A 14,968-nucleotide genomic window follows, 5' to 3' on the forward strand; every position below is an offset into this window, starting at 1 on the left:
GCACGGAGCGGAGGCTAGTCCGGTACGGGCGTCGCAATCGTGGCGACCTTCCCATCAAGTTGATTAATCTTGGATTCGACGATCTTGCGAATCTCGTCGGCGGTCAATCCGCCGTGAAACGCTTCGCTGAGCACGCCCGAGATCCGCTCGGCAATGACCGTTTTGCGTTCGCGCCGACACGGATCGACCGCGCCGGAGCAAACGACGACGCCCCGGCCACGCAGCGTTTCAATCACGCCATCGGATTGCAGTTCCTGAAACGCCCGAGCGACCGTATTGGGATTCACTGTCAATTGTTGGCTCAATTGACGAACGCTCGGCAGCAACTGCCCTGGCCGCAGCGTCTGCTCGGCGATGGCGTACTTGATTTGGCGGACAATCTGCAAATAGATCGCGACGCCATTGGATGGATCGACCGTAAAAAACATTGAACATGTCCCGTCACGTTTCTATCGTTCTGGTGTACTAGATAGATAGTAAGGCTCCGGCAAGCGAGAGTCAAGTGATTTTTTAAGAAATTTGCCACGCCTCGGTGATCGTCACGACCGTCTACGAGGTCGTGCAGTGGATCGAATCAGCAATCGCCTAGCACCACGACGTGGTTGTCCGGCGTTGGAAGGATTTCAACGATAGAGCGCGCCAATGGCGATTTGGCTCCACGTTTCCAATCGATCGATGTCCGCTTTCAGTTCATCGACACGGACGAAACCACCCTCGGCTAAGTCGGCTTCGTTGCTCTTCACATCGGGTGACTGCAGCACGAACCGATGCACCACGCCGAGGTGGACTTTGCCGACGTCGTTGGAGGGATCGTAGAGCAGTCCCTCGATGGTTTCCTGATAGTTTGATCCAAGCTGGATTTCTTCGGCCAATTCACGGTGCATTCCGGTCGCATAGGGATCCGCTCCCTCCGCAGCATCCTCGCGGCTGATGTGCCCGCCGATACCGACACTTCGTTTGGCGTGCAGTCGCTGCTCACCACCACCGCCACCACGCGTGTAAGTGAACAATTTCACCGCGCCGTCCTCACCGGTCCACTCCAACAACACGTAGGGAATCAACTGCTTGAAGCTGGGGTCGGTTTCCATCGCCCCACGTGGTTGAAATGAAAGCTGATCGCTTGACAACAGGGGCTTCAAAAACCGATCCACGTCGGATTCAAACCCGTTGATGGCTCCAATTTCAAGAATCACCGACTCGGGAATCACCAGAATATGTTCTTCGCTTGGCATCGATTGGTACTCAGGAAGTGTCAGTAGGGAAGATCTAGGCAGAGAGCGTTAAACGATCAACATTGCGTCGCCATAACTAAAGAAGCGGTACTCTTCGCGGATCGCGATTTGGTAGGCTTCCATGATCAGATCGCGGCCAGCGAAGGCGCTGGCCAGCACCAATAAACTGCTGCGAGGCAAGTGAAAATTCGTCATCAGGGCATCGACGGCCTTGAAGTCGTACGGTGGCTTGATGAAGAGATCGGTTGACCCAGTCCACGCGTTCAATCCGCCATGGTTGCCCGCCGCCGCACTTTCGAGCACTCGGACACTGGTCGTCCCAACGGCGATGCACCGTCCATGCTCACGTCGCTCGTTGATCGTGTTTGCCGTCGCGGCATCGATGCTGCCCCACTCGCTGTGCATCGTGTGGTCTTCGAGCCGATCGACCGCGATCGGCCGAAACGTGCCAATGCCGACATGCAGCGTCACTTCGGCAATCTCGGTGGCCCCGTCACGAATGTGTTTCAGTAGCGGCTGGGTAAAATGCAATCCTGCAGTCGGTGCCGCGACACTGCCGCGACGGTCGGCAAAGACGGTTTGGTAGTTTTCGACATCCGCATCCACCATGTGGCCATCACGAATGTAGGGCGGAAGCGGGATGCGACCATATTGTTCGAGCCAATCAGCCGGTTCCGTTGGCGGCAGGGAGGCGTCGCCAGCCCGCATTCGAGGCGTGACAATCAGGTGTCCTTCGTCGGTACGTGAGACCACGACCAGCAGCATGCCATCGCGTCCTTCACGGTCTTGAATCGTTAACGTCTCACCAGACTTCAACGATCCGCGTGTCTTCGTCAACACTTCCCACGCTCCTGTCGCCGCATCGGCTTGCAGGAACAGTCCTTGCCAGCGGCCACCTGTGTCCGTGCGATAACCGACAAGCCGAGCGGGGATCACTCGCGTGTTGTTGAGGACCAACGTGTCGTCGGCGGTGAGCAGTTCGGGGAGGTCTCGAACATAATAATGGTCAATCGATTGGTGTTTTCGATCGACCAGCATCAGCCGCGCGTCGCTGCGCGTGGCCAAGGGCTCTTGCGCGATTCGCTCGCGTGGTAGCTCGTAGTCGTAAAGCTCTATATCACTCATGGGCGAAAGTCTAGCAGTCCGCCGTGAAGTTGCACAGTTCCAGCCTCGGCCAATGGCAGCGGCGCACCACTACGGACTTGGCGGTGTGACCTTCATGTGTTCAAAGCCTTTTTGTGTCGCCATTCGGCCTCGACGCGTTCGGACGATCAGTTCGCTCCGTAACAAGAAGGGTTCCACCTCGTCTTCAAGCGTATCGCTGCTGACGTTCATCGTATGCGCGATCGCTTCCAAACCAGCGGGGCCGCCAACGAACACTCGCATCAACGTGTCCAAATAACCGCGGTCTTGTTTGTCCAGGCCGAGTTCATCGATGCCGATCATGTCGAGTGCCGCCACAGCAATCTTGGCATCGACTTTCCCTTTTGCTTTACTCTGCGAGTAGTCTCGCAGCCACAGCAACCGGTTGTTGGCCAGCCGCGGGGTGCTGCGGCTACGGCTAGCGATCACTTGGGCGGACCCGTCGTCGATGGGGACTTTCAATTTCACGCTATTGCGGCGGACGATCTCGCACAATTCGGCGTGATTGTACCAGCCGAGATGCTCGCGGATTTGGAATCGATCTCGCAGAGGCGCACTCAGCATTCCCGCTCGCGTCGTCGCTCCGATCAAAGTGAACGGTCGCAGCTCGTAATTGAGCGTCCTTGCGCTAACCCCTTCGCCCAAAATAATGTCGATCCGAAAATCTTCCATTGCCGTGTACAAGTACTCTTCGACCGGCTTGGGGATACGGTGGATTTCGTCGATAAACAGAACCGCTCCTTCGGACAGATTCGTCAAATAGGGCAGCAAATCCTTGGGTGCTTTCAATCCGGCACCGTTGGCCATTTCCACCGTGGTGCCCATTTCGGTCGGAATGACCGTCGCAAAGGTCGTTTTTCCTAAGCCGGGCGGACCATCGAAGAGGATGTGCCCAAGCGGTTCGCCGCGACCTTGAGCCGCATCGATCGCGATTTTCAGACGCTCGATCACGTCGCGTTGACCGACCATTTCGTCCATTCGCCGCGGCCGCAGCGAACTGTCGTGCTCCTTCGGCATTAACGCTTCGGTAGCGGACTCGGGATCGGTTTGTTGGTAGACTGCTTCTCGGGCCATAGGTATCAAACTCCGTTTGCTGATCGCTCGGTGCCACACTTTAGCGAGTTTTCACTCGGCAGCGTACCGCAAATTGTTCCACATGGACCCGCAAATCGTTTCTCCATCCTTTCCTCCGCAACCCCGTCAAGGATTATGTCGCTGCAAATGGCCGACGATCGTCCTCTCGCACCCTCCCGATCGGTTTGTCGATCGGCCCATTGGCAAGGGTTCACGCAGATGGCCGAGTACGAAAAGCTGGTGATTTCCGAAGCGGAGGGCTGTTGGCTGACGACCACGACCGGCCAGCGTTTGTTCGACGGCGTCGCCAGTTTATGGTGCAACGTGCATGGTCATCGCCATCCGAGCATCGACGAGGCGATCCGAAACCAGCTCGGCCGCGTCGCTCACATCACCACATTGGGCATGTCCGCCGACATCACCGAAGCGCTTGCGGAGCGAATCGTCGAAATCACCCCTGGGGATCTGTCGCACGTTTTTTTCAGCTCGGATGGATCGTCATCGGTCGAAGCCGCATTGAAGATGGCCCTTCAATACTGGCACCAACGCCAAAACCCGCGGCCAAAGAAAACGCGATACTTGGCAATGTCATTGGCGTACCATGGTGACACGACCGGTGCTGTCTCGCTTGGCGGGATCAAGTACTTCCACCAGCTTTTTGCCCCGATTGTCTTCACGCCGATCCGTGGACCGTTGCCGTGTAGTTACCGATTGCCGGATGGCGTTTCGGTGGACGAAGCGTGTGATCACTATGCCGCAGAAGTCGAGACCCTGCTGAAACAGCACCACGAAACATTGGCTGCGATTGTGATGGAGCCGTTGGTTCAAGGGGCGGCGGGAATGATCACGCACCCGTCGGGATTCTTGTCGCGTGTCCGCCAATTGTGCGATCACTACGAGGTGCTGTTGATTTGCGACGAAGTCGCCACAGGCTTTGGACGGACCGGACGGATGTTTGCCTGTGACCACGAATCGGTCACACCGGACATCATGACGATTGGCAAAGGACTCACGGGTGGCTACTTGCCGATGGCCGCCACCGTGGCTCGGCCGCACCTCTTCGAAGCGTTCTTGGCAGCAACAGCCGAGTCGAAACAGTTCTTTCACGGACATACGTTTGGCGGAAACCCGTTGGCTGCCGCTGCGGCGATGGCATCGATCGATTTGTTCAGCGAAAACAATCTGTTAGAATCGGTGGAGCAAAAAGGAAGGGTCTTGCGTTCGAGTTTGGCTGGCATTGCCAATCATGCCAACGTCGGTGACATCCGCGGCCGAGCGATGATGGTCGGCATCGAATTGGTCAAAGACCGTGAAACGAAAATGCCGTTCGATTCGGCCGAGCTTGTCGGCAAACGTGTTTGCCAGCGGGCAACCGAGCTTGGTGTTTGGGTGCGGCCGCTTGGCGATGTCGTGATTTTGATGCCGCCGCTAATCGCAACCGATGAAGAGTTGCAAAGGGCAGGGGCCGTCGTCTGCCAAGCGATTGGTGAAGTGCTTGAGGGCGAATCAACAGGCGGGAAATACGTGAGCGGATTGCCATGACGACCAACGAATCCAATGCAGACAACCAACCCATTGACGTCAGTGATCCTGCTGTCGTTGCGCAGTATGAACCCTACTTGAGGATGCTGGCGCACGTGCGGATGCGTCGGGCGCTACAAGCCAAAGTGGGGGCGTCGGACATTGTTCAACAAACGATGATGCAGGCGGTCCAGGCGATCGACCAGTTTCGTGGGGGGACCGAAGCGGAGTTTCGCGGCTGGTTACGACAGATTTTGGCGAGATGCCTGTGCCATGTCGATCGTGACTTGCACCGCGACAAACGCGACGTCCGGCGCGAGCAATCGATGGAGCAAAAATTGGCCCAGTCCTCCATGCGATTGGAAGGACTGCTGGCCGGCGACGGCCCCACGCCAAGTCAAAACGTTGCACTCGGGGAAAACGTCCTACAGGTTGCGATGGCGATCGAGCGACTTCCCGACGCCCAGCGTGAAGCGGTTCGATTGCACTATTTGGAAGGAATGAAGCTCAGCGAAGTTGCCGTGGAGCTAGATAAAACCACGGGCGCGGTCGCGGGATTGTTGCATCGCGGCATGAAGACGCTTCGCGATCAATTGGGCGGACTCGGGCCGTGAGGGATCAGGCCGAGAATGACCTACAACGGGCGGTCGCGAGATTGGCCGAACGGCTTGAGAACACACAATCTCGAATCGTATTTGCCGAAAGCTGTACCGCAGGATTGGTTTCGGCCACGTTAGCGTCCGTGCCAGGTATTTCACGCTGGCTTTGTGGGTCCGCCGTCGTGTATCGAGAGGCGACCAAGTGCGAATGGCTTGGGATCACGCCAGAGACGCTGAAGCAGCATACGGCGGAAAGCGGTCCGGTGACCGAGCAATTGGCGATCGCAGTTCTCGAGAAAACACCGGAAGCCGATATCGCGGTTGCCGTCACGGGTCACCTCGGTCCGGCAGCCCCTGCGGAATCCGATGGTTGGGTCTTCATTGCGGTGTCTCGGCGAAACCAACCAACCGCCGAGGGGTTTGCGAAGTCGTTTTTCTTGGTCAGTCAAGAACGAGTCGAGCGGCAACGAGAAGTGGTGGCATTGGTCCTTGCGGAAGCACTGGCCGCCCTCACTCGCGGGTAACGCACGCTTCAACCAACAAATCCTCGATCGCGCGTGTTGTCTTCGCGACGTCGTGATGCTCTCGCACATACCGGGTCGCGGCAGCGGTTCGTTTCTTCGTTTCGGCTGGATCCGTTGCGAAGTCCAAGATCGCACTCGCCAAAGAGGGCGGATCGTTGGGTTCAGCGAAAAACATCGTCGGTTCGTCCTTTTGCAGTTCGATGGTGCCCCCCGATCGAGTTGCGATCACGGGAAGCCCAAGAGCCATCGCTTCAAGAACCACATTGGGCATGCCTTCAAAGATCGACGGTAACACCAAGGCATCGGAGTGCCTCATTCGGTCGATCGCGGCAGGGTCGTTGCCAACGAAGTCGATTTGCTGACGATGAATGGACTCGCGGGCCATCTCTTCCAACTCGTGTCGCAGCGGTCCATCGCCCACCATGGTGAGAGACAATCTTGGCATCGTTTCGGGCCACTTTGATTTTTCGGGCCCATTTGATTCGGTGAACGCGATGGCTCGAATCAAATCAGCATGCCCCTTTTCGGTGGTCATCCGTCCGACGCAGATCAGTTGAATCGGATTGGCTAACGACCGATCCACGGTGGCCGTGGTTTCGTCCGTTTTCCCAAACTCCACGGGATTCGGTATCACACGGACAGAGCCCGAATGGAGTCGATAGTAGCGTTCAGCTGATTGGGCCGCCGCGCGACTGACCGCGACAAGGACGGCTGCTTTTTTGTAGGCGTTGGCCAATCGCCAGCGTTTGAAACGCACAAAACGCTGTTCCACCATGGGCAACGCTTGGTGAGGCGGGCTGACCATTGTTGAAACTCGGGGGATCCCCATCCGGTCGCAGGCTGGCCCCGCGACAAGCGTCATATGAAAGGTACGGTCGTAAACCGCCTCAATCCGGTTCTCGGCCAAAATGGCCCGAAGATGCGAAACCTGTTGGTTCATGATCCGGCCCGGATAATACAAGCCGCCCCGGCCAACATGGTCATCGAACGAGTGAACAGGGACATCACTTGGAATCTGGCTTAGCAGGTTGCCTGCCCGCTCGGTCAGATACAAATGCGGCTCGATGCGAGTCCGATCAACATGTTGAAGTAGCAGCAAGGTTTGTCGTTCGCTACCGCCACCCCGCATCGAGCTGATCATGAAGAGGACGCGTTTGGGCATTTGGGATTGCATCGGGCGAGCAGATGATTGAAGTTGATGGCCGATCTACAGTCTAACGTTTTCGTTCCCCAACGTCGTAGCCCATCATGAATCCACGATCGATCCCACAAATCGAACTGCATCGGTACCTCGGTGCCCAATGTGTCAACGAAAAGCAGACGCGTTTTCTCGTTTGGGGAAACGAGGCCGAGCGGATCGAAGTCGAGTTGCCCGACCAAGGCCTTCGTTTCCCCTTGGCCAAAGACCGATACGGCTACCATCACGGCGTCATCGATGATTGTGACGCGGGTCAGCGCTATTGGCTTCGCATCGATGGCGGTCCACGCCGACCCGATCCCGTTTCGCACTATCAACCGCTCGGCGTCCACGGTCCAAGCGAAGTGGTCAACACGACCTTCGATTGGACCGACGCCGAATGGAAACCGCCAAGCACCGACGACTTGATCCTCTATGAATTGCACGTCGGTGCCTTTACCGATGAGGGGACCTTTGCCGCAGCAATCGATCGGCTCGATGAGTTGGTGGAACTGGGCGTTACGGGTATCGAATTGATGCCGCTCGCCGAGTCGGCCGGTCGATGGAACTGGGGCTATGACGGAGTGGGGCTGTTTGCCCCGAGTCACAACTTTGGTTCCCCTCACGATTTGAAACGACTTGTTGACGTGGCGCACCAGAAAGGGTTGGCCGTGATCGTTGACGTCGTCTACAACCATGTCGGCCCCGAGGGCAACTATCTGGGCGATTTTGGTCCCTACTTCTCCTCGGCACATTCGACGCCGTGGGGTGAGGCGCCGAATTTTGATGACCCCGATTTTGGGGAAGACGTTCGCCGGTTCATCATCGCCAACGCCATTTACTGGCTCGATACATTTCATTTTGATGGGCTCCGCGTCGATGCGATCCACTGCACCCGGGATGATTCGGATCCCCATGTGGTTGCCGAAATGGCCGCAGCGGTTAGCGAATACTCCCGTGCCAATGCTCGCAACGTCTATTTGATTGCGGAATCGAACGTCTACGATCCCGAAATGCTTATCCCGTTGAACAAAGGTGGGATCGGCTTCGATGCTGCCTGGTGCGACGATTTCTTGCATAGCGTCTTCGCGACGCTTCGTCCCGGCGAACAACTTTCGAATCGGGCTTATTACCCTGAAACCGACCTCGCACAGACGCTCTCGAAGGGCTATGTCTATGAAGGGACGCTGCGAACGACTCGCCACCGCAGTGAACCCTTGAACCGAGTCAAAACGGATGGCTTGGTCTATTCGATTCAGAACCACGACTTCATTGGCAACCATCCACTTGCCAAGCGGTTGCATCAGTTGACGTCGCGAGAGACTCAAAGGGCTGCTGCCACGCTGCTGATGCTGACACCCGCGATTCCGATGCTGTTCATGGGTGAGGAGTTTTGCTCGAATCGACCCTTCTTGTTCTTTGTTGATTTTGGGGATCAGCGGCTGCGTGATGCGGTCGTCAAAGGTCGGCACAACGAATACCCACAACACGATTGGTCGCAAGGCATGCTGCCGACGGAACCGGCGGCGTTCGAAGCGTCCAAATTGGAACCTCGAAACGAGGGCGACTTGGAGGTATGGAAGTACTACCAATCGCTGATCGCTCTGCGAAAGGCATGGCGAGGCTCGGGATTGCTGTCGGATGAAAATCTTGAATCGGAATACGATCCCGAGACGGGGATTTTTGTGCTTCGCTACCACAACGATGATGAAACGGCGACGGTTTTGTCGCGGTTGTCGCCTGCCAAGCGAGATGCGCCGGCCGCGATCATCGCACCGTCAGGTGAAAGAATTCTCGATTCGCTGCCGGGTGCGACGCCGGACGATCAATTGCTGATCAATCACGCCAAGGTCTTCATCGAACGCCGAGCGTTGTAAGTCTTCACTTGACAGATCACTGCCGTTTGGAATAATCGGCGTGTTCGGTTACTTCTTTCTACGATACCGTCGGGTTTGCATCGTCGAGCCCCGTCCATGTCTTCGTCTTCGCCATCGAGAAAGCTTCGCCGCCAAATTGCGTGGGAAGCGGCCCGTTTGATGTATTCTCGCGAGGTTGCAGAGTATTACGTCGCGAAACAGAAAGCGGCCAAGCGAGTTCACAAAGGCTGGGTCAAACCCTCCGATTTGCCCAGCAATGCAGAGATCCGCGAACAAGTTCAATTGCTAGCCCGATTGAACGAAGGGGCGGACCAGCATAGCCAGCGGTTGCGGGACATGCGACTTCGCGCCGTTTGGTGGCTCAAGAAACTGATGCCGTTTCATCCCAAGCTGATCGGCAGTGTATTGACGGGTAGCATTCGCGAAGGATCCGACATCGACGTGCATGTCTTTGCCGCCAATGTCCACTCGATCACGCTGCTGCTTGACGAGCTTGGCGTGTTTTATGAGATGCAGCGGAAGCGTGTCGTCAAGAACAACGAGCAACGAGTCTACACCCATCTGCATGTCAAAGATGTTTTTCCAATTGAGTTGACCGTCTACCACCCATCGCAATTGGGATTTCGATTCCGCAGTTCGATCACCAACAAAGCGATTGAGCGTGCTGGCTTGAGCGAGCTCGAAAAGCTGATCGCGATGGAACATGGTGTCGATCCCGATCAACAGACCGATCGGCTGATCCAAATGGATACCTTGCCGGATCGGAGCGAAGTCTTCTTGGCGTTGTTGGTGCCACTTGAAAACGTACGGCAAAGTCCCCGCTATCATCCCGAAGGTGATGCCTTGTTTCACAGCATGCAGGTCTTTGAGTTGGCCAAAGATGTGATGCCCTACGATGAGGAATTTCTGCTGGCGGCGCTTCTGCATGACATTGGCAAAGCGATCGATCCCGACGAACACGTCGCCGCGGGGCTCGAGGCGCTCGAGGGTTTCATTTCGGAGCGAACCCGATGGCTGATCGAGCATCACATGGAAGCCCACAAGTTAGCAGACCACACGCTCGGAGCGCGGCGACGGAAAAGGCTCGCCGCACATCCATGGTTTGACGATTTGCGTCTACTTGGCCAATGCGATCGTGGCGGTCGCGTCTCGGGGGCCCTCGTCGGATCGCCCGAAGAAGCACTCGACTACATCGAACAAATTGAAGAGATGTTTGGTTAACGCGACAAGTGACCAACGAGCGGTCGAGGGGATCAACATCGGGTCTGATCCCGTCAGGGCTCGCAGAGGGTAGCCGTGGGCTGAACGCCAGCGATGGCCACGGACAATGGTAGCGCCACGCCGATCCTGGAGGGATCGCAGAGGGCAGACGGAGGTCCTGCGACCACTCCGCGGTCGGTGTGCGTGGGGGACGCCTCCATGAGTCCGCGATAGCCTCAAACGGAAAGGCGGAAATCCTTGTCTGTTTTGCTTGTTTGCAAACAGGAATTCCACCGGCGATTGAAGATTCCAATCAAACGGATAGCCCGAAAAATAGGTTCCCGCAGGCAGAATGCTAACCATCGATTGTTGAGCGTTTCTTGCATTCGGCTGATAAGTGAGGAACGTCATTTGATTTTGGTGGGGACTTAGTCTTCGAGCAGCCACCAGGAAGGTGTCGCAGGTTGGGTCCGTGAAAATCAAGTCAGAATAGAAAGGGCCAGTGATTTCTATTGCCCGCTCGCGATGCTGCGTATCGAGTTCGTCGACCCACTTTGCCGTGGCTGCGTCATAGACTTGGATCTGTCCATCAAGGAATCCGGCGAGAAAGAACCGAGATTCCTCACTGCATCCCAACGCCGTGACCGGACCGGGGATCGACGTGATCACCTCACAAGGAAGTGGCGGAAGAGATTGGCCGTACCGACTCGCCTAAAGGCTAAGCTCCAACGTGCGCTGGAGTTCAGGCTTCAGCCGCAAGCGGAGCGACGATCTGTCTACTCCGCTTTGTTGTCTTCAGACGTCTATTCAGGCCCACGTCTCCGGTTTGAAAAGCCGAGTTCCGGATAGAATACAAGGACGGTATAGGAATATTAGTTCGCCGGTTCAGCGACAAACGGCAAAAGCCGGTGTGTGCTCAGGTCTCGATACCATGCATTTTCCGGCGGTGTTAGCGTGAAGGTCGATGCGGGAAGCGGCCGGGTTCGTAGTTCGCACTGCTCCGTTGTAACGTGGTAACTCAAATGGTACCGGTCGTTAAAGAAGCTGAACCGATTGACCGTCAGACGCGAAACGTGATCGTCGGCCGTGCTGGCGGCGCCGGCGTACTGAATCTTTGCCGTCTGCACCAACTTGCCATCAATAAGGATCTCCATTTCGTTCACGCGATATTCGTTCTGAAGGTCGCAGTGAACTCGCGTCTTGCTATTTCTCATTCGGTTGCCTTTCAAGTACTGGGTATCGATCATCGGTCCCCAAGTGCCATCAAGTTGGTACCAGGTGAAATTGGAGTGAATCAATAGGTTGGGAAATGATGGTTCATAAATGAGCGTCCGTTCAATCGGGTCGCTGCGATCTTCCGGGGGAACCGTTTTGCCGGTCAATTGGAAATTTGCGTCATCGAGCTCGATCGAGTTCGCCTGGGTGATCGCCGTTCCGTTCAGTTCATAGGTCATGGAAACGGCGCGGCAAGCACGATTTTTCCAATCAGACAACGCGCGATCAAGCGAGGAGTGTTCCTCGTCGGCATGGCAAAACGAACCAGCGAGGAGGGTCAAGCCGAGCGGGAGGAGGAATCGCGAAAGGTATGCGGCGAGATAGGGTGGGATGTTCATTTTGATGCAGTTCATGGAGAAGGCTCCGTATAAACGCGGCGACAATCGCAACATTGGGCGCTGACCGTAACAAGTCCAAGCAGCAGAGTTCCGGCAATCATTACGGTCGCCACATAGACGCTTGTTCCCACGCGGACTCCTTCGCCGAGCAATTTGTCTAGCACGGTCAGGTCGATGGGTGGGTCGGGCATGTCGCCTGCCGTAGTGGAACCGACAAGCGATTGACTGGCGGCCGAGGCCGTAGAACTTGCCACTGCGGTGACCGTGGCCGCTGCGAAGGCGAACACGGGGACGACACCACGGCTGCGAAGCCGCCGCGCGAGGATTTTTTTGCCTCGTTGCAGCCGCCCACGAATCGAACCGGTCGAGGTGCCAAAATCGTTCGCCACTTGTTCGAGCGTGCGGCCTTCGTAAACATGCATCACCAGGGCGCTGCGATAGTGCTCGGGCAAATCGGCGAGTTCTTCATCGAGCACCATCGCTTCGTGCCGTCGTGGCAACTGCTCAAATGGATCCAAGAACGTTGAAGTGGGTTCGACCATCGGCTCGGTCTCTCGTTTAGCGATTTGGCATGCCGCCACCGCGGCTCGCTGGGCGACTCGGTGCAGCCATCCACCGATCCGCTCGGGATGGCGGATTTTCCTAGCATTTTTTGCGAGATACAAAAATGTCGACTGGAAAGCGTCGTCGGCATCCGCATCGCAGCGGCATCGGCGCCGACAAACGCTCAAAACCATTGCGCTGTACCGCTGGATCAGAACCGCCAACGCCGCCCCTTGGTGATCGCGGTCCCAGGCGTCGAGCAAATCCTCGTCGGACGCTTGGGCGAGCAGGGCACGTTTGGCGTCAGACAGCCCCTTCGGTTCGTTTCTTTCAAGGATTTCCATTGCATCTACTAGGATAGAGCGGCGAGACGCCAAAGTCGCGCGCGGAAAATCAAAAAAAGGACACGTCTCCTCTCTGGCTTCCTTGTCCCCCGATTTCCAAGGTCGTGCAGGTTTTAACTTGTTTTTCCGTGGGAGCTTAGCGATGTCACCTCCACCACGTTGAGGTCGTGCAGTTTTTAAGTCGTGACTAACACAGTGTTTAGGTATCCAGCCACCCCTGCCCGCGCAGCGGGAGGGGTCGAGCGCAGCGAGGGGGAGGGCCGGTATAGAAACCGTGCTGGAATTTCATGTTGTCATCGCAGCCTGTCTTCCCTCTCCCTCGCTTAGGCTCGACTTCTCCCAAAGGGAGAGGTAAATCTTGTAAGTCTTTTTCAATCAACAACTCAATAACTGCATGACCTTTGGCGGGATGGACAAGTTCACGAAGCATTTACCGCACGGCTGGGCTGCAAGGCGGCGATCAATTGTGCCATCAACCCCATCCCCATTTGATAGATGACGCGATAATCACCCCGCTGTAACGATTCGCCTCCTTTGTTTGATTGCGCCACGCCGTCGAGAAATCCATCGGGGGTTAGATGATGCTGCAGGCCAGACAGTGTTTTCGTGGCGGCGGCGACTGCATCCTGCTCGAGCCAGCCCTGATGGGCGGCGATCGCGAGCGCCGCAGCGATCCCGGCACTGCCACCCGTGTCGGGAGCAAGGTTCGGCTTGTCGGCAAACACGCTCCACAGCCCGTCGTCACGCTGCATCTCAATCGTCCATTGTGCAAACGGTTGCAGCATCGTCACCAAGTCCGCAATGTCCTCTCGATCCTTGGCCACTCGAAGTGTGCGCACCAAGCCTAACATCTGCCAAGCGATCCCACGTGCCCAGTTTCGATTGCCACGAGTTCCTTCATCACTCAGCGTTCGGTCGAATGCCGTGCCATCAAACAGCTTTTGCTGCCGGATACGTGATTGTTCCAGGGCGATCCGCATCAGCTCGTCCGATCCACGTGCTTTGGCAACCTCCGCCATCGCGTAGCCGACTGTGTAGGCACCTTCGCTGGTCAGAGTCCCATCGCTAATCTCGCCATTGTCACGACGACGTGATCGCCAAAATTCGATGGCAATCTCCAACAGCGGGCTATCCGGCTGTGTCCGCGCCAGTGCTGCGAATGGCAGCGAGCCTTCGATCCCGTAGACGCGCCCATCCATTGGATTCGAGCGAGGACCGTCATAGATCAGCGATTCGTTTTGAATAAACATCCCCAAATGCTGATCTGCCGACGCTCTCAAATTGTGGTACGGGGGCATTTCGGACAAATCGAGTAGCCCGTCCAGCACGCATCCTTCCATCCACCCAAACGATTGGATCACCGCAAGCGAATTCATCCTGGCCAGGTACTCGTCCTGAACACGGGACGTACCAGGAGTGAGCAGATGCGGTCTGAGGGTCACCGGTAAGGAATCGCCGGCACGAAAGACTTCCAAGTCACTTCCCTTGGTGACTCGAAGTCCAATGCCCTCGCTTCGAATGTCTGCGGCATCCATCGGATCTAAGGCAAGCTGATGCAATTGAAACTGGGCTGGAAATCGAATGGACATCGTGCCGAGCACGCGCTTCGATTTCGGCAAAAATGCTTCGATGATCTTTTCGTCACGCTCGTCGAGTGCGACGGCGATTCGCAGGTGGGTCGGTACCTTTCCTTCTGGAAAACTCGGCCAAGACAATAACAATGGTTCGCGACTCGGACTGGCAATCGTTGCTGTCGTCCAACCAAACGGCGCTCGCTGCGATGAGGGAACCGAAACCTCGGGAGCCGAATCGATCGTTGCGGGGTAATGCTTTGATGCCAGCGGTTGAAATGCCCAAAGTGGTCGCATCGATGTCAGCATGGCTGAGCTCATGCCGCTGAACAAAAGAAATTGTCGCCGTTTCATTGGGTGGGTTCGTGGGTCAGGGTGGGATGCCGTCTTTTCAGCCCCATGTTACTTGATCGGGGCTCGCCATGTGGAGGCCGCAAGGCCGTGATCGAGCGATCAAAACGCCTGCGAGTGGGTTCCCTACGGAAAATTTTGGAAGAACGGTTATAGGCGGTTTTTGCCTTTTGGATTACGATCTTGGCCGTTTGCGGGC

The 14,968-nt window shown here is 56.5% G+C and carries 13 protein-coding genes; 5 read left to right on the plus strand and 8 right to left on the minus strand.

The window, feature by feature from the left end; all coding sequences use genetic code 11:
• Nucleotides 1-14 precede the first annotated feature (14 nt).
• The 4 genes from Poly41_RS21640 to ruvB form a co-directional block, all read right to left on the minus strand.
• Complete coding sequence (locus Poly41_RS21640) at nt 15-428, minus strand: GntR family transcriptional regulator (protein ID WP_146528810.1); 414 nt, start codon at nt 426-428, stop codon at nt 15-17.
• Nucleotides 429-623: 195 nt separating this feature from the next.
• Entirely contained in the window at nt 624-1,232 is a 609-nt protein-coding gene (locus Poly41_RS21645) for a phosphoesterase (RefSeq protein WP_146528811.1), read from the minus strand.
• Between the two features lie 48 nt (nt 1,233-1,280).
• Nucleotides 1,281-2,357, minus strand: coding sequence for a tRNA preQ1(34) S-adenosylmethionine ribosyltransferase-isomerase QueA (queA, locus tag Poly41_RS21650; protein ID WP_146528812.1), 1,077 nt, complete (start codon nt 2,355-2,357; stop codon nt 1,281-1,283).
• A 69-nt stretch (nt 2,358-2,426) separates the two neighbouring features.
• Complete coding sequence (ruvB, locus tag Poly41_RS21655) at nt 2,427-3,392, minus strand: Holliday junction branch migration DNA helicase RuvB (RefSeq protein WP_231615849.1); 966 nt, start codon at nt 3,390-3,392, stop codon at nt 2,427-2,429.
• A gap of 204 nt (nt 3,393-3,596) precedes the next feature.
• On the opposite strand from ruvB, the gene bioA reads away from it, so the two are divergent.
• Genes bioA through Poly41_RS21670 form a run of 3 tightly spaced genes read left to right on the plus strand, consistent with a single transcriptional unit; the run spans nt 3,597 to nt 6,093 of the window.
• Entirely contained in the window at nt 3,597-4,991 is a 1,395-nt protein-coding gene (gene bioA / locus Poly41_RS21660) for an adenosylmethionine--8-amino-7-oxononanoate transaminase (protein ID WP_231615835.1), read from the plus strand.
• Complete coding sequence (locus tag Poly41_RS21665) at nt 4,988-5,584, plus strand: sigma-70 family RNA polymerase sigma factor (RefSeq protein WP_146528815.1); 597 nt, start codon at nt 4,988-4,990, stop codon at nt 5,582-5,584. Before bioA ends, Poly41_RS21665 begins: the two co-directional genes overlap by 4 nt.
• Entirely contained in the window at nt 5,581-6,093 is a 513-nt protein-coding gene (locus tag Poly41_RS21670; RefSeq protein ID WP_197231510.1) for a CinA family protein, read from the plus strand. Before Poly41_RS21665 ends, Poly41_RS21670 begins: the two co-directional genes overlap by 4 nt.
• Here Poly41_RS21670 and Poly41_RS21675 read toward each other — a convergent pair.
• Nucleotides 6,080-7,255: a glycosyltransferase gene (locus Poly41_RS21675; RefSeq protein WP_146528817.1), complete on the minus strand. Its 1,176-nt coding sequence runs from the start codon at nt 7,253-7,255 to the stop codon at nt 6,080-6,082. The genes Poly41_RS21670 and Poly41_RS21675 overlap by 14 nt on opposite strands.
• Nucleotides 7,256-7,341: 86 nt before the next feature.
• Between Poly41_RS21675 and treZ the strand changes: the two genes are divergently transcribed.
• Both treZ and Poly41_RS21685 read left to right on the plus strand, forming a co-directional pair.
• The gene (treZ, locus tag Poly41_RS21680; protein WP_146528818.1) at nt 7,342-9,147 is read left to right on the plus strand and encodes a malto-oligosyltrehalose trehalohydrolase; all 1,806 of its coding nucleotides are present in this window, start codon (nt 7,342-7,344) and stop codon (nt 9,145-9,147) included.
• A 96-nt stretch (nt 9,148-9,243) separates the two neighbouring features.
• Nucleotides 9,244-10,368 (plus strand): HD domain-containing protein, encoded by a 1,125-nt coding sequence (locus Poly41_RS21685; protein WP_146528819.1) that lies wholly within the window; start codon nt 9,244-9,246, stop codon nt 10,366-10,368.
• An 851-nt stretch (nt 10,369-11,219) separates the two neighbouring features.
• On the opposite strand, the gene Poly41_RS21690 is transcribed toward Poly41_RS21685, so the two are convergent.
• From Poly41_RS21690 to Poly41_RS21700, 3 genes are all read right to left on the minus strand, one after another.
• Complete coding sequence (locus Poly41_RS21690) at nt 11,220-11,975, minus strand: hypothetical protein (RefSeq protein ID WP_146528820.1); 756 nt, start codon at nt 11,973-11,975, stop codon at nt 11,220-11,222.
• Nucleotides 11,972-12,847: an RNA polymerase sigma factor gene (locus Poly41_RS21695; protein WP_146528821.1), complete on the minus strand. Its 876-nt coding sequence runs from the start codon at nt 12,845-12,847 to the stop codon at nt 11,972-11,974. Before Poly41_RS21695 ends, Poly41_RS21690 begins: the two co-directional genes overlap by 4 nt.
• Before the next feature lie 419 nt (nt 12,848-13,266).
• Nucleotides 13,267-14,772: a glycoside hydrolase family 88 protein gene (locus tag Poly41_RS21700; RefSeq protein WP_146528822.1), complete on the minus strand. Its 1,506-nt coding sequence runs from the start codon at nt 14,770-14,772 to the stop codon at nt 13,267-13,269.
• Between the last annotated feature and the right edge of the window lie 196 nt (nt 14,773-14,968).

It is taken from the genome of Novipirellula artificiosorum (assembly GCF_007860135.1).
GTDB lineage: Bacteria > Planctomycetota > Planctomycetia > Pirellulales > Pirellulaceae > Novipirellula_A > Novipirellula_A artificiosorum.